General features: G+C 49.8%; 19 protein-coding genes. 1 reads left to right on the top strand and 18 read right to left on the bottom strand.

What is annotated here, in order from left to right; genetic code table 11:
- From ccmD to sixA, 17 genes are all read right to left on the bottom strand, one after another.
- A partial coding sequence (gene ccmD, locus AC6R1O_RS08295; protein ID WP_500656829.1) for a heme exporter protein CcmD occupies positions 1-141 on the bottom strand: 141 nt, incomplete at its 3' end.
- Positions 142-143: 2 nt separating this feature from the next.
- Positions 144-896, bottom strand: coding sequence for a heme ABC transporter permease (locus AC6R1O_RS08290; RefSeq protein WP_500633243.1), 753 nt, complete (start codon positions 894-896; stop codon positions 144-146).
- A 145-nt stretch (positions 897-1,041) separates the two neighbouring features.
- A complete protein-coding gene (gene ccmB / locus AC6R1O_RS08285) occupies positions 1,042-1,710 on the bottom strand; it encodes a heme exporter protein CcmB (RefSeq protein WP_500633244.1) in 669 nt (222 codons plus the stop codon).
- Between the two features lie 2 nt (positions 1,711-1,712).
- Positions 1,713-2,333: a cytochrome c biogenesis heme-transporting ATPase CcmA gene (gene ccmA / locus AC6R1O_RS08280; protein WP_500633245.1), complete on the bottom strand. Its 621-nt coding sequence runs from the start codon at positions 2,331-2,333 to the stop codon at positions 1,713-1,715.
- 252 nt (positions 2,334-2,585) lie between these two features.
- Positions 2,586-3,074, bottom strand: coding sequence for a DUF2802 domain-containing protein (locus AC6R1O_RS08275; RefSeq protein WP_500628700.1), 489 nt, complete (start codon positions 3,072-3,074; stop codon positions 2,586-2,588).
- A complete protein-coding gene (locus AC6R1O_RS08270; RefSeq protein WP_006959436.1) occupies positions 3,074-3,568 on the bottom strand; it encodes a chemotaxis protein CheW in 495 nt (164 codons plus the stop codon). Before AC6R1O_RS08270 ends, AC6R1O_RS08275 begins: the two co-directional genes overlap by 1 nt.
- A gap of 37 nt (positions 3,569-3,605) precedes the next feature.
- Positions 3,606-4,697 (bottom strand): chemotaxis protein CheW, encoded by a 1,092-nt coding sequence (locus tag AC6R1O_RS08265; protein WP_500633246.1) that lies wholly within the window; start codon positions 4,695-4,697, stop codon positions 3,606-3,608.
- Positions 4,690-5,466, bottom strand: a complete 777-nt coding sequence (locus AC6R1O_RS08260) for a ParA family protein (RefSeq protein ID WP_487903592.1) — start codon at positions 5,464-5,466, stop codon at positions 4,690-4,692. Before AC6R1O_RS08260 ends, AC6R1O_RS08265 begins: the two co-directional genes overlap by 8 nt.
- Before the next feature lie 10 nt (positions 5,467-5,476).
- Positions 5,477-6,613 carry a protein-glutamate methylesterase/protein-glutamine glutaminase gene (locus AC6R1O_RS08255; RefSeq protein ID WP_500633247.1) on the bottom strand — a complete coding sequence of 379 codons (1,137 nt, stop codon included), beginning with the start codon at positions 6,611-6,613 and terminating at the stop codon, positions 5,477-5,479.
- A gap of 24 nt (positions 6,614-6,637) precedes the next feature.
- The gene (locus tag AC6R1O_RS08250; RefSeq protein WP_500631875.1) at positions 6,638-8,881 is read right to left on the bottom strand and encodes a chemotaxis protein CheA; all 2,244 of its coding nucleotides are present in this window, start codon (positions 8,879-8,881) and stop codon (positions 6,638-6,640) included.
- A 9-nt stretch (positions 8,882-8,890) separates the two neighbouring features.
- On the bottom strand, positions 8,891-9,610 hold the full coding sequence (locus AC6R1O_RS08245; RefSeq protein ID WP_500625771.1) for a protein phosphatase CheZ: 720 nt from the start codon (positions 9,608-9,610) through the stop codon (positions 8,891-8,893).
- Between the two features lie 41 nt (positions 9,611-9,651).
- Entirely contained in the window at positions 9,652-10,020 is a 369-nt protein-coding gene (gene cheY, locus AC6R1O_RS08240; RefSeq protein WP_017635949.1) for a chemotaxis response regulator CheY, read from the bottom strand.
- Positions 10,021-10,064: 44 nt separating this feature from the next.
- Positions 10,065-10,799 carry an RNA polymerase sigma factor FliA gene (locus AC6R1O_RS08235; protein WP_334551111.1) on the bottom strand — a complete coding sequence of 245 codons (735 nt, stop codon included), beginning with the start codon at positions 10,797-10,799 and terminating at the stop codon, positions 10,065-10,067.
- Positions 10,792-11,679, bottom strand: a complete 888-nt coding sequence (locus AC6R1O_RS08230; RefSeq protein ID WP_334551112.1) for a MinD/ParA family protein — start codon at positions 11,677-11,679, stop codon at positions 10,792-10,794. The genes AC6R1O_RS08235 and AC6R1O_RS08230 overlap by 8 nt, the downstream gene beginning before the upstream one ends.
- Before the next feature lie 13 nt (positions 11,680-11,692).
- A complete protein-coding gene (gene flhF / locus AC6R1O_RS08225) occupies positions 11,693-13,192 on the bottom strand; it encodes a flagellar biosynthesis GTPase FlhF (protein WP_500628705.1) in 1,500 nt (499 codons plus the stop codon).
- Between the two features lie 29 nt (positions 13,193-13,221).
- Positions 13,222-15,315, bottom strand: coding sequence for a flagellar biosynthesis protein FlhA (flhA, locus tag AC6R1O_RS08220; protein WP_500625769.1), 2,094 nt, complete (start codon positions 15,313-15,315; stop codon positions 13,222-13,224).
- A gap of 169 nt (positions 15,316-15,484) precedes the next feature.
- Entirely contained in the window at positions 15,485-15,949 is a 465-nt protein-coding gene (sixA, locus tag AC6R1O_RS08215; RefSeq protein ID WP_500628707.1) for a phosphohistidine phosphatase SixA, read from the bottom strand.
- A 313-nt stretch (positions 15,950-16,262) separates the two neighbouring features.
- Between sixA and AC6R1O_RS08210 the strand changes: the two genes are divergently transcribed.
- Positions 16,263-19,037: an insulinase family protein gene (locus tag AC6R1O_RS08210; protein WP_500633249.1), complete on the top strand. Its 2,775-nt coding sequence runs from the start codon at positions 16,263-16,265 to the stop codon at positions 19,035-19,037.
- Here the strand turns inward: AC6R1O_RS08210 and AC6R1O_RS08205 are convergent.
- On the bottom strand, positions 19,029-19,625 hold the full coding sequence (locus AC6R1O_RS08205; protein WP_500631872.1) for a VOC family protein: 597 nt from the start codon (positions 19,623-19,625) through the stop codon (positions 19,029-19,031). The genes AC6R1O_RS08210 and AC6R1O_RS08205 overlap by 9 nt on opposite strands.
- Positions 19,626-19,906: the final 281 nt, after the last annotated feature.

Raw genomic sequence — 19,906 nt, 5'->3', positions numbered from 1 at the left:
ATCGCGCAAGATGCCTTTGCCACGCTTCACACTGACCACCCAGAGTATCCACATCGACAAAAACGTGATTCCAAACGCACTCCACACATAGCCGGCATAACCGCCCATTGCCCAAAAATCACTTAAGCTATCAAAATGCATGGTTAGGCCTCCTGCTTCGATTCTTCTGTGGCGAGTTGAACCACCCACGGGCGATGGCTCTCTTTAGCCAAAATTTCATTTCTCAAGCGAACCATGGTCAGGCTGGCAAAGAAAAACGCAAAACCAAAGATGTTCAAGAGTAAAGGCCACAGCATGTTCGCCGAGATAGACGGCTTTTCGAACTTGGTGATGGTGGCGCCCTGATGCAAGGTGTTCCACCATTCCACTGAGAAGTGAATGATAGGCAAATTAACCACACCAACAATCGCTAAAATACCGGCTGCTTTGGCGGCGGTTTTTTGATCATCAAACGCGTGATACAGCGCAATCACGCCAAGGTAGAGAAACAACAGAATCAACTCAGATGTTAGGCGAGCGTCCCATACCCACCATGTACCCCACATCGGTTTGCCCCACACGGCCCCCGTTAATAAGGCAATGAAGGTGTACACCGCGCCAATTGGCGCCATCGCAGAGGCTGCCATATCCGATAAGCGGACTTGCCACACCAATCCGATAAACGCGGCGATCGCCATTGACATGTAGACGCCCATCGACCAGATCGCAGAGGGTACATGGATATAGATGATTCTAAAACTGTCGCCTTGTTGGTAGTCAGAAGGCGCAAAGGCCAGCCCCCACACGGTTCCGGCGACGAGACACACCAAGGCTAAAACGGAAAACCAAGGTAAGCACTTACCGCACAATCGGTAAGCGGCTTCTGGCTTGGCATAAGGATGGAGCCATTTCCACATCGTTTTACTCACTCTTACTTCTGGGCACCGTCCCGCAAAATTCATCAACGGGTCATTCGGTCGGTTTATTTATTGTCGTTATGTTTTATTTATGACCATTATGTCATGTATAGAAAGGGAATTTTTCGTGCTTGATTCAAAACAATCAAGTCACGCTTACCCTAAGTGCTGCACTGATCGCAAATGGCGTTAACGTCATCGATCCCACCAGCATGGCACCGAGTATCGCTAACTGTCCGTTATACGCCATGCCAAGCGATGCCGCATCAATCGCGGAGGTCGCAAAAATCAAAATAGGTATATAGAGCGGCAGCACCAATAAACTCAGCAACACGCCACCTTTCTGCAGACCAACGGTCAGCGCAACGCCTATCGCTCCAATAAAGCTCAGCGTGGGTGTACCAATCAAGAGTGTCAGCACGACACCAAGCCAAGTATTAAAATCCAGCGATAGTAATATGGCGAGCAGCGGGCTAATCAGAATGAGCGGCAATCCCGTTAACAGCCAGTGTGCCACCACCTTTGACATCACCACCAGCGGCAATGGAATGGGCATCAGCATCATCTGCTCAAGTGAACCGTCTTGGAAGTCATCCCTAAACAGGCGCTCTAAGGAGAGCAGCGCCGACAACAGTGCCGCGACCCAAACGATGCCTGCAGCAATGCGAGCCAACAAATTGGGCTCAGGCCCGATGCTGAGCGGAAAGAGCGTGATGACAATAATAAAGAACCACAATGGGTTAAAAATATCCGCTTGACGGCGAAACGCGATCAGCAACTCACGGCGAATTATCGTGTTCATAGCTGCGAGCATGGCTAGTCACCTAACTTAATTTTTCTAAGGATGGGATTGTCGGCAAACATGTCTTGGTGCGTCGTCAAAATCACTATGCCCCCTTGCTCTGCATGTTGCAGAAAGAGCGCTTCTAACACCTTGACGCCTTGCTTATCGATGGCCGTGAGAGGCTCATCTAAAATCCACAATTTATGTTCACTGAGCCACAACCTTGCCAATGCTACTCGTCGCTGTTGCCCCGCAGACAGCTGCCCAACGGGAACATCCTCTCGCCCTGCCAATCCAACTTTGACCAGAGCGTTATAGATATCGGTTTTCGTGAGCGCTTGCTGGCTGTGCAGGCCGAGATAAAAACGCAAATTTTCGTACGCGGTGAGTTCGCGCTTGATGCCGGTCTGGTGGCCGAGAAACAGCAAGTCTTGATGGAAAGCTTCACGATTGGAGAGCACAGATTCACCACGCCAAGCAATGTCTCCGCACTCTTTGTCACCAAGACCCGTAATAATGCGCAGCAACGTCGTTTTTCCGGTGCCGTTGCGCCCTTCAATTTGTACTAATTCACCTGGCTCTATATCGAAAGAGAGCGATTCAAACAACACTCTTTCATCTCGGATCGCCGTCAGTTGCGAGACTTGTAACATGTATGACCAATCAACCATTTTCGAGCCGCTAGTTTACCACAGCCTTTTCACGACAAAACTACCAACACTGACCTAGGCTCACGAAACTACGTAAGATTCTGTTAATAATTGATTATGTTTATGCTTTCGGCGTGAAAATTGTGATTTACAGCGATGTGAATTTCACACTCTACCCCTTATGGATAGGGTGAAAGAAAAAAGGATGCCTGAATGGGCATCCTCAATATTTGCGACACTGCTAATTTGATAATGTCACTTTCGTACCGGGCGTTTGCGCGCCTCTTGACGTCTTGGTGTGCTCTGGAGTGGAGGAATCTTCTCCTCTCCCGCTAATTTCTTCTGTAATGACATCATCAGCTCCGCTTCCGCCTTGGGAAGCTCACACTGTTCAATCAACTCATCCAAATCAGCCCCGAGTTGGACCATTTTGGTCGCTCTTGAATAGAGACGCCCATCACTGTCCTCTTGCTCAAGTTCTGTCACGCGTTCATTGAGGTGCTGAATGATGTCCTGCTGCTCGCTGATCCTTTGTCCAAGTCCAACAACAACCGAGCGCACTTCTAAAAGCTGCTTATTGGCCTTTTGCAGCTCTTTATCAAAATGCCGTTGCTGCTGGCGAAAATGATCGGCCGTTCTCACTTGACCTCGCTTGAGGCGAAACAGCGCAAGCAAAAGAAACAAAAAGACGAACGCCACCGCCCCTGCTAACACAGGTGCGGGAGCCACAGCGAAGATATCCATTATAGGTGAGCCATCTCATCCCATTCTTCGTCAGTCAACAGCTTGTTCAAGTCGACAAGGATAAGTAGCTTACCATCACGGTTGCTGACACCCTGAATGAACTTGGCGCTTTCGTCAGTGCCGACACTTGGTGTTGTATCGATTTCAGAAGAACGGAGGTAAACCACTTCAGCCACACTATCAACCAGAATACCGATCACTTGGTGCTCAGACTCAATCACAATGATGCGAGTGTTGTCAGTGATCTCACCTTCCATGAGACCAAAACGTGAACGCGTATCGATGACAGTGACGACGTTACCACGAAGGTTGATAATACCCAGTACATAGTCTGGCGCACCCGGTACTGGTGCGATTTCGGTGTAACGCAGCACTTCACGCACTTGCATTACGTTAATACCGTAAGTTTCTTCTTCTAGTTGGAACGTCACCCACTGAAGTACTTCGTCATTGGACTGGTCTTTTCTTACTTCGACTTCATTCGTTTGAGACATACCTATTCCTCTCTGCCCAAATTGGCCTTAAATGAACTTATTTATCTAGTGCTTTAACATCAAGTCCTGCATTAAGCATAGCTATCAATGCCTCAACGTGAACCAAAGCACACATTTTTTCTTTTACCATACCCGCAAGCCACGGACGCTTCCCGGCAGTCACACGCCAGCGGACCTTTTCAGGGCTGAGCGACTCAGTACCCAGCAATTGCGTGCTTGCTAGTCCCCAAAGGCTCTCACCAAGCATGACAATGTATTGATATTCGTCTTTATGGCTATCATCTTTCAGCTTTTCGGCCATCACCCATTTCGCGGTATCCACCACATCAAGCTGAGAATCCCGATTGGTTTGTAAACCCAAATACCAAGTTGGTCGACCAATTAAATGATTCAGATCGCCAATACGGTGAATGCCGCCAAGCTCATCGAGTGGCACCGCAAAGGTCACGCCATTCACCTCAAAGTAGAGTACCTGAAACGATACGTGACGCTCGGTACTTTGCCAGCTGTCTAGCGCATTGCCACTGGATGTCTCGAGTTCGCTCTGCACCTCGACCGTGGATTCAATATGCTGCTCCACTTCAGCAATAGGTACTTCAGCAATCGGCTCCTCTGCGACAGGAAACTCAGCGATGGGCACCTCATCGACCACCTCAGTTAGTGGCGGTTCGAACGTCGCAACGTCCTCTTCGACGAACGCCTCCGCCTCTTGTGTTGGGGCTAGGGGTTCATCGATCACCCAATCTTGAATCTCTTCGACTTCTGGCTTCACAATGTCAGGTTCAACCTGAGCAATCGCCGCCGTATTCTGCTCCATGACCTCTTCTAATTGTAAGTCAGCAACAGGATTCGTCGACTCGAGCTGTTTAAGCAGTCTTTCTACGTCCTCAAGATTGGGCACTTCCAAATCGACCGTCGACTGTAAGATGTAGCTGTTTTCAGCCACGGGCTGCACTTGTGGCTCTGGCTCCCATGACGTTTCAACCGCATGCATTGGCTCGACTGTGTCCGACGATTCATCTTGTGGCGCGGCGACCTGAGTCTCTTCTAGCTCCACCTCTTCGTCGAGCAAAGCGGCAAAATAATCATCCAGTGCCTGTTCACCTGACAGCAACGCGTTGTTACTCATTGAGCGCTAACCTCTCTAAATGAATCAACAGCTGCTTGTAGGCAAACACACCGCGACTGCCTGCCGCAAAGTGTGAGACAGGTAAATGCTTTAAGCTCGCATCACGAAATTTGGTATCAATCGGAATGGCCGAAGACCACACCTGATTCGGGTAATCTTTCTTAAGCTGCTGCAGGGTTTGCAGCGACGCGCGAGTCCGCTTGTCGTACATGGTGGGGACTATCGTCACTTTGAATGCACGATTACGAGACTTCTGCATGATCGCCAACGTGCGAACCATGCGCTCTAAGCCTTTCATGGCCAAAAACTCGGTCTGAACCGGAATCAAAATTCGATCGCTCGCCGCCAAAGCATTGACCATCATCACCCCTAGGATAGGTGGGCAATCAATCAACACATAATCGTATTGATCTCGAATCGCGAGCAAAGCGCGCTTTAGAATTAACCCCATACCGCTGCGATTACCCATCACGCGATCCAGCGTCGCTAAAGACATGTGCGCCGGAATCAGATCAATGCCTTCAATGTCCGAGTTCATGATCAAAGGGTTGACGGTGCTTGGGGTATAATCCTTGAGCTGAAAAAGATCAAACAAACTGGCAGGTACGCTGTCGGAATCATAACCAAGATAGGTCGTCAAAGAGGCATGCGGATCGGTATCGACCAATAACACCCGTTTACCTTGCTGGCTTAATAGGCCGGCCAGCGTAATGGTGGTGGTGGTTTTGCCTACGCCGCCTTTTTGGTTTGCAATACTCCAAACTATCATGTCGCCACCTCTACGCGAGTCCAAGCTCAACCAACATTCGCTCTGGAATGCGGTCTAGAGGTAGATCTTCACTGGAGAGTCCGGCTTTAGCCACAGCTTGAGGCATGCCATACACCACACAGCTCTCTTCATCCTGCGCCCAAATCGTTGCGCCGGCATTTTTCAGCATTCGTGCGCCTTCACGACCATCCGCCCCCATACCCGTCAGTACCATCGACAACACTTGGTCACCATACACTTTGGCTGCACTGCCAAAGGTGACATCGACACAAGGTTTGTAGTTCATCCGCTCGCCACCATCAATCACACGCAATTTAGCGCTACCTGGGCGGCCATCAATCATCATCTGCATACCACCTGGCGCGAGATAAGCCACACCTGGTCTTAGCATATCGCCATCTTCTGCTTCTTTAACGGTGATTTTACACAGCGAGTTTAAGCGACTCGCAAACGCCGCGGTAAACGTCGCAGGCATGTGCTGAATAAGCACGATTGGATGCGGATAGCTTGCGGGTAATTTGGTGAGAATTTTTTGCAAGGCGACCGGGCCACCGGTGGAGGTTCCGATAGCCGTTAACTGATATTTTTTACCACTGGCTTTAAAGCGCGTCGCATTCACCGCCGGACGCGACTGTGTGGCGGCGCTTGGTGCCGTTCTTGCTGTTGAGGTTGAACGAAGCGCAGATGAGGTCGGCGTGCTTCTTGGCGCGGCCGTCGCCGGTTTTGCCACCGGACGGCGCATAAAGGTTCGACGCGAAGCGATTTGCAACACTCTTTGTTGCAGTAACGTCACCGCTTCATCTCGATTGCGCGCGATGTCTTCAAACTTTTTCGGCAAAAAGTCCAACGCTCCGGCTTCCAGCGCATCGAGGGTCGCTTTCGCACCATCGTGCGTCAATGATGAAAACATCAAAATCGGAACAGGACTTTGCGCCATAATTTCGCGGACGGCAGTGATGCCGTCCATAATAGGCATTTCGATGTCCATAGTGATGACGTCAGGCTTAAGCGACAGTGCTTTTTGCACCGCCTCTTTGCCGTTGGTTGCGACATCCATCACTTCAAGCTTAGGCTCAGAGTTAATGATCTCGCTAACACGACGGCGAAAGAAGCTCGAATCGTCAACAACTAATACTTTGATTGCCATATAAATCCTTCTATTTACGCACCGTTAGATGCGTGATGCCGCTGCGTATTGTTTCAGCAGATCAGGCACATCAAGAATCAAAGCAATGTGACCATCACTGGTAATCGTTGCCCCCGCCATACCCGGCGTCCCTTGCAACAACTTATCAAGCGGCTTGATGACGACTTCTTCTTGTCCAATCAAGGTATCCACAACAAAGCCAACACGCTGGCTTCCTAGTTGAACGATAACCACATGACCATGCCCTTTACGTAGCTCGACTTTCCCCGCACTCGGCGCTAGCCAGTTTTGCAGATAGAATAGCGGAATGGATTTGTCTCGAACGATGATGGTCAATTGGCCGTCGACGACGTTAGTGCGGCTCAAATCCAAATGGAAGATCTCGTTGACACTTGCCAAAGGCAACGCAAATGGATGCCCGGCCACCCCAACCATCAAGGTTGGCAAAATCGCCAGTGTCAGAGGTACTTTGATCGTAATCTTGGTGCCTTTACCGAGCTCTGAGTCAATATCGATCGAGCCGTTTAAGGTATTGATGGCCGTTTTCACCACGTCCATACCCACACCGCGACCAGAGATGTCAGAAATCTTCTCTTTACTTGAGAAACCTGGCATGAAGATCAGGTTGAAACACTCTTTGTCTGTGAGGCGAGACGCTGCGTCTTCATCCATCATGCCACGTTTAACGGCAATCGCACGGAGCTTATCTGGGTCCATACCGCCACCGTCATCGACAATAGCCAGTTCAATATGATCACCTTCTTGCGAGGCAGACAGAATCACTTTACCCGTGCGCGGCTTGCCAGCGGCAACGCGATCGTCGGGCATTTCTACACCGTGATCCACCGAGTTTCGAACCAAGTGGATCAATGGATCGGCAAGCGCCTCAACTAGGTTTTTATCTAAGTCTGTCTCTTCACCGCGCATTTCCAGCGTGATGTCTTTGTTCAGGCTACGCGCCAAGTCTCGAACTACTCGCGGGAAACGACCAAACACTTTCTTAATCGGCTGCATGCGCGTTTTCATGACCGCGCCTTGCAAGTCCGCAGTGACAACGTCTAGGTTTGCGACCGCTTTAGACATCTCTTCATCGTTGCTATTAAGCCCCAAACTGAGTAAGCGGTTTCGCACCAACACTAGCTCGCCCACCATGTTCATGATGACATCGAGGGTTGAAGTATCCACACGGACCGTGGCTTCCGCTTGAGGTTTCTTGGCCGGAGCAGACGCCTCTTTCTTCGCTGGAGGTGGCGCTGCCTCTGCCTTCTCGGCAGGGGCTGGTTTTGCAGCAGGCTGCGCTTTCGGAGCCGCCGCTGGAGCCGGTTGACTTGGTGCAGAAGATGGCGTCGCAGCAGGTTTAGGTGGCACTGGCTTCGTGGCCGCTTCGAGTTCTTCCACTGATGGACCTTTACCTGCACCATGCAGGTTGTCCAACAGCTTCTCGAACTCTTCATCAGTCATTAAATCGCCATCACCAGCCGCAGGGCTCGGTGGTGGAGGTGGCGGCGGAGCAGACGCCGCTGCCGCTTCATTTTCACCTGGTCCTTTGCCGACCCCGTGAAGTTCATCAAGCAGCTTTTCAAATTCATCATCGGTGATATCACCGCTCATGTCTGCACTTGGCGCTGGAGCAGCTGATGACTGCGCTTCGGCTTCTTTACCAGGTGCACTGCCCTTGCCGTGAAGCTCATCAAGTAGCTTTTCAAATTCGTCTTGGGTGATTTCGTCGATAGAACCGCCAGAGCCTGACGGGGCTGCATCTGCAGTTGGCGCTTCCCCGATAGGTTCTTCGACTACAGGTTCTTCGACCACAACCGGCTCTTCGACGACAGGCTCAGGCTCAACGGGCGCTTCGGCTTGGGGCACCTCATCTTCTGAAGCCGGTTTGCTTAGACGATGGAGTTCCTCAAGAAGCGCAGGGTCAGCAGGCGTTAACGGGTCTCTGTCTTGGACAGCCTGAAACTGTTCATTGACGGTGTCGAGTGCTTGCAGCATGGTATCCATCAAGCCAGAATCGACCTGACGCTGGCCATTACGCAGCGTATCAAACACATTCTCTGCGCCGTGACATGTGTCAACAAGCTCAGTCAAAGAGAGAAACCCTGCGCCCCCTTTCACCGTGTGGAAACCACGGAAAATGGCGTTGAGCAAATCTCTGTCATCTGGGTTGTTTTCCAATTCTACCAACTGCTCAGACAGTAGTTCTAGAATCTCACCCGCTTCTACCAAAAAGTCCTGAAGAATATCTTCGTCTAAATCAAAGCTCATATGTTACCTCTAAAACCCAAGACTAGAGAGCAAGTCGTCCACTTCGTCTTGTGATGAAACGGCATCATCCCTTTCATGAGGGTTAAGGATTGGCCCTTCCGGATCCGTAGATGCTTTATTCTTGTTATCTGTGCTGCCTTCCAACTGGCTTGCGCCAAACGCAGTGAGAATCTCAACTAATCGTGCTTCAACTTCACTAACCAAAGTAATCACGCGTCTAATAATTTGTCCGGTCAAATCTTGGAAATCTTGAGCCATCAGTATTTCCGTCAACTGACCGCGTAACTCTGAACTGTCGCCTTCGACTTGACCGAGCAGGTCATCAATGCGGTGGCACAAGGCTTTGAACTCTGCAAGGTCAATGCGCCCGTGCATCAATTCGTTCCACTGAGGACGTACCTTCAGTAGCCCTTCGTGCAGATTGTCTGCAATCGGCATACAACGGTCGACGGCATCCATGGTTTTGTTCGCGGCGACTTCTGTCTTGTCAATGACGTATTGGAGGCGATCCCTTGCATCAGGAATTTCGTCATTCGCGATTTCGTTAACTCGTTCGCTGAGCGTAAACTGCTTGATAGACTCGTGCAGATCACGGGTTAACTCGCCAATCTCTTGAAGCATCGGATTGGCATTTGATTCATGAATGTCTTTAACAAGAAGGTCTGCTTCCTGCTGTTGACCGTTTTCTAATAGTTCGACAAGTTGTTTTGCCTGTTCTAATGAAATCATTCTGAATTTGGCCTATTGCGCCACGTCGTCAATTCCTTGACTTATAAACGCTCAAAAATTTTGTCTAGTTTTTCTTTTAGTGTTGCCGCGGTAAATGGCTTAACGATGTAGCCGTTCACACCCGCTTGTGCCGCCTCAATGATCTGTTCACGCTTTGCTTCCGCAGTAATCATCAAAACAGGAAGGTGCTTAAGCTCAGCATCGGCGCGAATGTGTTTGAGTAGGTCAATACCTTGCATGCCTGGCATGTTCCAGTCGGTCACGACAAAGTCGAAATCACCTTTTTTCAGCATAGGTAACGCAGTCAAACCATCGTCGGCTTCTTGAGTGTTATTAAAACCCAAGTCACGAAGTAAGTTCTTAACGATTCGGCGCATTGTTGAAAAGTCATCAACAATTAGGATTTTCATGTTTTTATTCAAAATTGCCTCCACTGAGTTTGATATCAGTGATGTTAGTCATTATTTGTCCAAGCACTCAACTTTGTGCGTAGACGTTGCATTGATTGGCTTAGTATCTGGCTAACGCGTGACTCGCTAACCCCAATTACCTCACCGATTTCTTTCAAGTTTAACTCTTCATCGTAATAAAGCGAAAGTACTAGTGCCTCTCGTTCTGGTAGAGATTTGATCGAGTCGACAAGTGCGGTGCGAAAATACTCATCTGCCACCCCTTTAAAAGGGACATTGTCTTCCTCTTGGTCCTCAGGCGAAATCGAATCTTCCGAGACGCCTAAATCCTCTATCCCAACCAAACGTGAACAGTTAATGTCCGTTAGTATGGTGTGGTACTGATCCAGGCTGATGCCCATAAACTGCGCCACTTCCGCATCGGTTGGGTCTCGATTCAGTTGCCCTTCCAACGAGGCGATAGCTTGACTGATTTCTCGATTGTTCTTATGCACAGAGCGAGGAACCCAGTCTCCACGTCGGATGTCATCCAACATCGCGCCTCGAATCCGTATGCCCGCATACGTTTCAAAACTGGCGCCTTTACTACCATCGTAGTTTTTTTGTGCCTCTAGCAGACCAATCATGCCCGCCTGAATAAGATCTTCTACCTGCACACTCGGAGGCAAACGTCCAAGCAAATGGTGAGCAATACGCTTCACCAGCACCGAGTATTTTTCTAAAAACGCTCGCTGGCTATCGTGATTGGCATATTGGTCGTAGGTCAGGGCCTTATTCACCAAACGGTTCCTCTAGCATCTCATTCTTATTTACTAAGCGTTCTACAAAAAACTCAAGATGTCCACTCGGTACTTTCGGAATTGGCCAAGTGAGCGCTTTACTGGCCAATGAACCGATGGCGAGAGCAGCAGGGGAGCGCGGGAAGGCGTCCACAACAATCTTTTGCTTTTTAACGGCTTGTCGAACTTTATCATCTAAAGGAATACATGCTACGAGCTCAAGACTCACATTCAAGAATCGCTCTGTGACCAAGGTCAACTTTGCGAACAATTCTCGGCCTTCTCGATAGCTTCTGACCATATTTGCAACAATTTTGAATCGCTGCACTTGGTGGTCCTTGTTCAATAGTTTAATTAAAGCATACGCATCGGTAATTGACGTAGGTTCATCACACACGACGACAACCACATCTTGGGCCGCGCGCGAAAAACTCACTACCATATCAGAAATGCCTGCCGCTGTATCAATCAACAGCACATCCATTTCGTCTTCGAGACTGCCAAAAGCGCGAATCAAGCCCACATGTTGCGCGTGGGAGAGTTCGGTCATCGACTGTGTCCCTGATGTTGCAGGAATGATGCGAATACCGTGTGGCCCTTCAACGATGGCGTCTTGCAGGTCACACTCTCCGGCCAATACATGGCCTAAATTGCGTTTAGGTCGAATGCCGAGCATCACGTCCACGTTGGCCAGACCTAAGTCAGCATCGAGCACCATGACTTTTTTACCTTGGCGCGCCATACAAATTGCCATGCCTAAGGTTACGTTTGACTTACCAACTCCGCCTTTGCCTCCGGTTACCGAAATAACTTTAGTCAACGAGGGTTGGGTTAAGCGGCGTAGCCCGCTAGCTTGGTCTTGAATCATATTCTTCGTCATAATCGTCCGCCGCCTAGAACCTGTCTGCGTCACTATTCCAATAGTGAGGTTCGTTATCTGTCGACTTCTCTAGCAACTCATTTGCTTTCGCTACCATGTATTTTGGCTGAGCAATCACAATGTCTTCTGGTACACGCTGTCCATTCGCGATATACGCGACGGGCAGTGCGTTTTGCACCACAACACTGACAAACTCTCCCAAACTCAGTGACTCATCGAGCTTGGTCAAAATACATCCAGAAAGTGGAATACGTTTAAAGTGATCAATGGTCTCTTGTAATACTTTGCGCTGCGCCGTGGCAGGCAGTACCAAGTAGCTATGAATCACTTCACCAATTTCGTGCATTAGGGTGTCAAGCTGCTCTGACAATCGGACATCGCGCTGTCCCATGCCGGCAGTATCGACCAAAATTAGGCGACGATTTCTCAACTGATAAATAACATCGGCTAATTCATTGGAATCTTTAGCAACTTTTACTGGGCACCCCATAATTCGACCATAAATAGCCAACTGTTCATGAGCACCAATTCGATAAGTGTCTGTGGTCACAAGCGCCACGTTGTCCGCGCCAAACTCCATGGCAGCGCGTGCGGCCAATTTGGCCACCGTCGTGGTTTTCCCCACACCGGTTGGGCCAAGTAATGCGACCACACCACCGCGTTTAAGGATGTCTTGTTTGGAGATAGGGATCTGGTCTGAGACTAAACCCAGCAACGCTTTCCACGCTTTGGTAGGCGGCGTGTCTTCAGGTATGTAACACGCTAATTGATCGGCCAAATCCGAAGAGACGCCCATCCGCTCAAGGCGCTTAATTAACATGGCTCTAAGGGGCTCTCTTCGCTCCACTTCTTGCCACATTAACCCCGATACTTGATGCTCAAGCAGACGACGAATCGAGGACATTTCCTCTTTCATCTCTTCAAAATCTTCGTTGGGCATCGCTGACTCTTGCGCGCGACCACGCTCATAACGAGAAGGATCCAAGCGCGCAGCCGGTTTTTCAATACGGCGGTCTTCTGCAATCAGCTTGGCCAAAGGCGAATCTTCACGTACGCGAACATCGTTATCCTGACCTGATTTATAAGAGGTATTTTGACGCTTCAACAACGCCGCCAGCGAGTCTTCTTCTTCCTCATCACGAGGCGGAGTCCCGCCACGATATTGGGCCAGCATATTGGCAAAACGTTTGGTCATCGAACGTCCAGAATCACCTTGTGATTGTAGGCTCACCTTATCATCATCAAGGCGACGCTGATTCGATGAGGCTAAGCTCGCACTGGCTTGGCTATGCTGGTTAGCGGACTGAGAGGCGGGGACATGTCGTGGGTTGGAGTTGTAGCTGTGACTTGGCGCCGCTCGCTTCGCTGCGGAATCTCCGTCAACAGCCGCCACGATTTCTACGCCACCAGCGACTTTTTTGTTCGACATGATTACTGCGTCATCGCCTAACTCTGCTTTCACTTGAAGCAGAGCGCCACGCATGTCTTTTGCAAAAAATCGTTTAATTTTCAAATTAGATACCGTGTTTTACCGACTCTGTTCTAGTTACCGACAGCTTGAACAATGCGGATTTGTTTTTCGTCAGGTATTTCTTGGTATGACAGCACACGCAGTGATGGAATCGTATTCTTCACGAACTTGGCTAAGGTTGAACGCAACACCCCTGATGTCAGGAGCACAGCAGGCTCACCTTTGAGCTCTTGTTCTTGTGTGGCATGGCTCAGTGATGATTGCAATCGCTCTGCCAAACCAGGTTCTATCCCTGCGGACTCTCCTCCCGAAGCTTGCATTGTTTGATGCAATATTTGTTCCAGTTCAGGAATCAAGGTAATAACCGGCAACTCTGGCTCTATACCGTTGATTTCCTGAACGATTAAGCGCTTCAATGAGATTCGTGCAGCGGCCGTTAGGATGTCGGGTTCTTGACTCTTTGATGAGTATTCCGACAAGGTCTGAACGATGGTACGAATGTCTCGAATGGGCACGGCTTCGTTGAGTAAGTTTTGCAGAACTTTCACCACGACGCCAAGTTGCAGCTGATCGGGTACAAAGTTTTCCACCAACTTCGGCGCGCTGCGGCCCAACATTTCAAGTAGATTTTGTACTTCTTCATGACCGAGCAGTTGAGAGGCGTTGTTGGTCAACAGCTGGCTTAAGTGCGTCGCCAACACCGTGGACGAGTCAACGACGGTGTAGCCTAACGCCTGAGCATGCTCGCGCTGCTCCTCGCGAATCCACACAGCTTCAAGCCCAAACGCGGGGTCAATGGTCGGTTCACCCTCAATCATCCCGTACACTTGGCCTGGGTTGATTGCCAGCTCCATATCTGGGCGAATCTCCGCCTCGCCTACCGCAACGCCCATTAAAGTGATGCGGTAGCTATTTGGCGTCAATTCCAGGTTATCGCGAATGTGCACAGCTGGAATGAGGAAGCCAAAATCTTGAGAGAGCTTTTTACGCACCCCTTTCACTCGCTCAAGCAGTTCACCCCCTTGGTCTTTATCCACCAATGGGATCAGGCGGTAGCCCACCTCAAGACCAATGGTATCGACCGGCTGAACATCATCCCAAGAGAGCTCTTTCGGCGTGGGAGCTTCTGTCTCTTGCGTGGCGGGCAGGTTCTTGCTCTCGGCCTGTTTTTTCTGCTTGCGTTGAATGAGGTACGCACCGCCGCCCGCCAACAGAGCGAGGAGCAAAAACGCAAAATGAGGCATACCCGGAACGATGCCCATGACAAACAAAATCGCGGCGGTGATCATCAGCGCCTTGGGGTTGTCAAACATCTGAAAGACAACCTGCTGTCCCATATCCTCGTCTGTATTTTGACGCGTCACCATGATCGCGGCGCCAATCGACAACAGCAATGATGGGATCTGGGCGACCAAACCATCACCAATGGTCAGCAAGGTATAGATTTGAATCGCTTCACCAAAGCCGAGGCCGTATTGCGCCATACCGATCGATAAGCCGCCGATAATGTTGATAAACAGAATCAAGATACCGGCGATGGCGTCACCTTTAACAAATTTTGACGCACCGTCCATCGAACCATAGAAATCGGCTTCTTTGGTCACTTCTTGACGTCGAGTACGCGCTTGATCTTGGTCGATCAGTCCCGCGTTCAAGTCTGCGTCAATCGCCATTTGCTTACCAGGTAAAGCGTCCAAGGTAAAGCGAGCACTCACCTCAGAGATACGCCCTGCACCTTTGGTCACGACCATAAAGTTGATGATCATCAAGATGAGAAAGACCACCAAACCGACAGCGTAGTTACCACCAATCACCACGTTACCGAAGGCTTCAATCACAGAACCTGCCGCTTCAGGTCCTTCATGACCGTACAGCAGTACCACACGCGTTGAAGCAACGTTGAGCGCCAAACGCAGCAAGGTCGCAATCAGCAGTACCGTGGGGAAAGCCGCAAAATCAAGCGGGCGGCGTGTGTAAACCGTGACGAGCAGCACCACCATCGCCAAAGCGATGTTGAAGGTAAACGACAAATCGAGCAAAAAAGGCGGGATCGGCAATACGATCATCGCCAATGTCGACAGCACCATGACAGGCGCGCCTATCGCGGGTAAGGCTCGCTGAGGTATCGGTGGCAGCTTATCTGCAAACGGCAAAGAAAACTTCATAGGTAAGTAATGAGAATCTATGGAAAAAGAGTCAACGTCAGCTGTTTATGCAATTTTTAGTCCAGTGATGTTGTCAAAAAACTGGCTAGAGACAAGAACTAGGCGACCCATCTTTCGAAGTGACACCTGTAGCACGACTGACGTTCACGCCTGGATATTGCTGACGGCGTTAGGGTCTGAGGTTAAACAGCAACTCGCCTTGTTTGGTCTGAGGTTGGTAATCGACACAAGCCAACCCTGAGGTAGGGAACAGTGGCGGCGCCATATCCACCACAAACTCCGCGGTCAAATATCCAACCAGAGGTAAGTGAGAGACGAGCAACACAGACTCTAGCTGCTCAACATCAATCAAGGCGTCAAGATACTGCGCGACTTGCTCAGAGTCCCCATAGGGCGTGATGTCATCCAGTGTCTCAACTTTATTGGCGTCAAAGCAGTGAGCGATCTCCTGCCATGTCTGCTGAGCACGGATATAAGGGCTAACAAGAACCTTATCAAAAGAGCGATAGCCCTGCTCGACACACGCTTTTGCGACCGCTAGAGACGCTTGTCGACCATTCGCGGTTAACTCACGCTGGGCATCACTGTCGGCAAAATGCTCTGCTTCCCCATGGCGCATAATAAAAATTTTCATGGCTAAATCCTACACTACCCTGCCAGCGCCCATTCGACGTGGCAAATTTATTATCGTGCCAGCCCTGCTGGCCATTTTTACTCTCAAGTATATCAAGAGCGTGGCTAAAGACACCGATTTTATTAATGAATTGTTGACGAAACGATCGCAATCTCGGGCAGGTTCCGACGAGCGTTTTATAAAATCAATGACTTTTCTTGACGATATGGTTTGCAGACAGGCACATCGCGTTCATAATTGTTAAAAAGAACGACGACTATTTGCATTACCCTAATCGCCATTCACATCACTCGCCCACTTTTTGGAGAACATCGTGCACATTAGCCCAAATGATACCAATCAATACCATTATCTCGAGTTGGACAATGGCTTGAGGGTATTGTTGATTCACGATAAAAACGCACAGAAATCCGCTGCGGCATTGGCGGTGAATGTCGGTCACTTCGACGACCCGGAAGATCGTCAAGGATTAGCCCATTACCTCGAGCACATGCTATTTCTCGGCACAGAGAAATACCCTAAAGTGGGGGAGTTCCAAAGTTTTATTAGTCAACACGGCGGGTCAAATAACGCTTGGACGGGCACTGAACATACCTGCTTCTTTTTCGATGTCTCTCCCACGGCATTTGAATCTGGCCTACATCGTTTTAGTCAGTTCTTCACCGCACCACTGTTTAACTCCGAAGCACTCGATAAAGAACGCCAAGCGGTCGACTCTGAATACAAACTGAAACTCAATGATGACTCGCGCCGACTGTACCAAGTCCACAAAGAGTTGGTGAATCCTGCTCACCCGTTTAGCAAGTTTTCAGTGGGTAATATCGACACCTTAGGCGACCGAGAAGGCCAATCGATCCGCGACGAAATCGTTGCCTTTCACCGTGATCACTACTCAGCGGATCTCATGACACTCACAGTGGTCGGCCCGCAGTCGTTGTCTCAACTTGAGGAATGGGTGCGAGAGAAATTCACCACAGTGCGCAATCAGCGCTTGGCGGGCAAGCAGATAGAGGCGCCCTACACTCATCCGGGTTCCACCGCTATCCGTGTTAATGTCGAACCGGTTAAAGATCTGCGAAAAATCATCCTCACCTTCCCCATGCCAAGCATGGATAATCATTATCAAACCAAGCCTCTCTCTTATTTCGCTCATTTGCTTGGCTATGAAGGCGAAGGCAGCTTGATGTTGGCACTCAAAGACGCTGGGTGGATCACTTCGTTGTCCGCAGGGGGCGGCACCAGTGGCAGCAACTACCGCGAATTTACCGTCAGCTGCGCACTGACCCCAGAAGGGCTTGAGCACATTGATGAACTGGTTCAGGCGGTGTTTAGTTACCTGACCTTAATCAAAGCGCACGGTTTTGACGAATGGCGCTACATGGAAAAACGCGCCGTGTTGGAGTCAGCGTTTCGTTTTCAAGAGCCGACTCGCCCCCTCGATTTAGTCAGCCATTTGGTCGTCAACATGCAGCATTATCATGCGCAAGACATCGTCTACGGCGACTTTATGATGGCGGGCTACGATGAGGCTTTATTACGCGAATTGATGGGCTATTTCACGCCGCAGAACCTGCGCATCACCGTGATTGCCAAAAACTTGCCGTGTGACCAGCAAGCCAAATGGTACTTCACGCCCTACTCGGTTAAGCCACTCAGTGATGAACAGATGGCGTTCTATCACGCGCCATCAACGCTGACGTTTGCTCTGCCAGAGAAAAACCCGTTTATCGCCTACGATCTCGATCCTCAGCCTATTGCTGAGCATCAGCTTGTCCCTGAAATCCTTGAGAATTTGCCTGGATTTACTCTCTGGCACATGCAAGACAGCGAGTTTCGGGTGCCAAAAGGCGTTGTCTATGTGGCGATTGATAGCCCACATGCGGTCGCCAATCCGCGCAATATTGTCATGACGCGTCTGTGCGTGGAGATGTTTTTAGACTCGCTGGCCAAAGAGACCTACCAAGCTGAAATCGCTGGTCTTGGCTACAACATGTACGCACATCAAGGGGGCGTGACGCTCACCCTCTCCGGTTTTAGCCAGAAACAACCCGAGTTGATGGCGATGATCCTGAAACGATTTGCAGCGCGAGAGTTCAGTGCTCAACGTTTTGAGACCATCAAAGCGCAGTTGAAACGAAATTGGCAAAACTCGGCGCAAGATCGCCCTATATCGCAGTTGTTCAATGCACTAACAGGCATACTCCAACCCAATAACCCACCGTATGCGACGTTACTTGACGCGCTAGATACCATTAACGTCGACGAGCTAGCACGTTTTGTCGATGCTATTTTAGCCGAGTTGCACGTTGAGATGTTCGTCTATGGTGACTGGACCAAACGCGATGCGCTCGCCCTCGGTGAGACATTGAAACACGCGTTGCGCGTCAAAAATCAGCAGTATGAAGAAGCACTTCGTCCATTGGTCATGCTTGGCGAAAACGGCACCTTCCAACGAGAAGTGCACTGCAACCAAGAAGACTCAGCGGTGGTGCTTTATTACCAATGCGAGGATTCCTCGCCAAGAAACATCGCCCTCTACTCGTTAGCAAACCACTTGATGTCGGCGACATTTTTCCATGAAATTCGCACCAAACAGCAACTGGGGTATATGGTGGGCACCGGCAACCTGCCCCTCAACAAACACCCCGGTATTGTGTTGTACGTACAGTCGCCCAATGCCGCTCCGATTGATTTAATTGCGTCGATTGACGAGTTCCTTAATGCTTTTTACATGGTGTTGCTTGAACTGAACGAGTACCAATGGCACAGCAGTAAGAAAGGGCTTTGGAACCAAATCGCCACCCCAGACACCACATTGCGCGGCCGCGCGCAGCGTCTTTGGGTCGCGATTGGTAATAAAGACAAAGAGTTTAATCAGAAAGAAGTGGTACTGCGTGAACTTAAGAGCCTGACCAGAACGGACATGATTCGCTTCGTGGTCAATAAACTCAAACCGCGCACCGCCGATCGTTTGATCATGCACACTCAAGGCAACGCACACAGTGATGCCCCGCCGCTCAATTTAGGTCTAGAGATTGGCTCTATCGAACAGTTCCAACTCCGACCTAAAGATGTCGAACTAGGCTAACTCAGACGCCACAATGGCCTTTAACGAATGGGGGTGGAGCTTGATGCACACCCCTTGATATTTAAAGGCGACCGTCGGGTTGCTGAGCCGCTCGCCCTCTCCTTTCGGACTCGACAATTTCACTTTCACTCCCATCTCATCCAGCTTCCCCCAATGCGCTTTCAATAGCGGAAAACGATGCTTGATCTCTTCAAGGTAAGCCTCGGCATCTTGTGCCTGTGAGGGAACCACAAATTCAACATGTTCCCAACTTTGCTCTGGATACACTTTTCCGGGCGCCGGATAAGGGAGCTCTAAGCACTCAATCGACCAGCCCAAGCTTTCAAGAGGTTGATGAAACTCAAGCACAACGATGGGACGGCCATTAATACGCGCTGTCGAGATTTCCTTACCCTCTTCACGCCAGGCCTGATGGGCAAGTTCAGCCAACGCATTGTCATTGATGCGCATTGCGATGTGATCCGCCTGGTAAGGACTCAAATCCAAATGCAGCAACTCGCTTAAATCGCGAATTTTATGCATGAAGTTATCCAAATTAGCTTTCATTTGCGCTGGCAACAGCGCTGCGTCTGACAGGGATTGAGCCATGGTTTTGCATCCAGTACGTTGAGATTGCGGCAATAGTAACAAGTTCGCGCTGAAAAGTAGAAAATTTCCCAATTAAGTCCCTATAAGCGCCGCGATAAAGTTGTTATTATGTGCGCCAATTTATGAACTAGATCGAGATATGCATTCACCCTATCCCCACGGATATTATGCGCAGCAAGATGCCCATCTGCTCGCCGAAATTGAATGCATACCCAACCAATTCCCGAGAATTGAAGGAAGCGCGAGTGAATATCCAAGCACTTATTAATGACAAAGTTTCT

The organism is Vibrio sp. R11-SG3-ISO3-SZ (assembly GCF_059834345.1).
The sequence above is the reverse complement of the archived record's forward strand: the minus strand, read 5'-3'. Positions and strand labels throughout refer to the sequence as shown.

Bases quoted from the DNA above. Each gene is read 5' to 3' on its own strand.
- AC6R1O_RS08290 (WP_500633243.1), bottom strand. From the start codon at position 896: ATGTGGAAATGGCTCCATCCTTATGCCAAGCCAGAAGCCGCTTACCGA.
- ccmB (WP_500633244.1), bottom strand. From the start codon at position 1,710: ATGCTCGCAGCTATGAACACGATAATTCGCCGTGAGTTGCTGATCGCG.
- ccmA (WP_500633245.1), bottom strand. From the start codon at position 2,333: ATGTTACAAGTCTCGCAACTGACGGCGATCCGAGATGAAAGAGTGTTG.
- AC6R1O_RS08275 (WP_500628700.1), bottom strand. From the start codon at position 3,074: ATGGATATCTTCGCTGTGGCTCCCGCACCTGTGTTAGCAGGGGCGGTG.
- AC6R1O_RS08270 (WP_006959436.1), bottom strand. From the start codon at position 3,568: ATGTCTCAAACGAATGAAGTCGAAGTAAGAAAAGACCAGTCCAATGAC.
- AC6R1O_RS08265 (WP_500633246.1), bottom strand. From the start codon at position 4,697: ATGAGTAACAACGCGTTGCTGTCAGGTGAACAGGCACTGGATGATTAT.
- AC6R1O_RS08260 (WP_487903592.1), bottom strand. From the start codon at position 5,466: ATGATAGTTTGGAGTATTGCAAACCAAAAAGGCGGCGTAGGCAAAACC.
- AC6R1O_RS08255 (WP_500633247.1), bottom strand. From the start codon at position 6,613: ATGGCAATCAAAGTATTAGTTGTTGACGATTCGAGCTTCTTTCGCCGT.
- AC6R1O_RS08250 (WP_500631875.1), bottom strand. From the start codon at position 8,881: ATGAGCTTTGATTTAGACGAAGATATTCTTCAGGACTTTTTGGTAGAA.
- AC6R1O_RS08245 (WP_500625771.1), bottom strand. From the start codon at position 9,610: ATGATTTCATTAGAACAGGCAAAACAACTTGTCGAACTATTAGAAAAC.
- cheY (WP_017635949.1), bottom strand. From the start codon at position 10,020: ATGAAAATCCTAATTGTTGATGACTTTTCAACAATGCGCCGAATCGTT.
- AC6R1O_RS08230 (WP_334551112.1), bottom strand. From the start codon at position 11,679: ATGACGAAGAATATGATTCAAGACCAAGCTAGCGGGCTACGCCGCTTA.
- flhA (WP_500625769.1), bottom strand. From the start codon at position 15,315: ATGAAGTTTTCTTTGCCGTTTGCAGATAAGCTGCCACCGATACCTCAG.
- sixA (WP_500628707.1), bottom strand. From the start codon at position 15,949: ATGAAAATTTTTATTATGCGCCATGGGGAAGCAGAGCATTTTGCCGAC.
- AC6R1O_RS08205 (WP_500631872.1), bottom strand. From the start codon at position 19,625: ATGGCTCAATCCCTGTCAGACGCAGCGCTGTTGCCAGCGCAAATGAAA.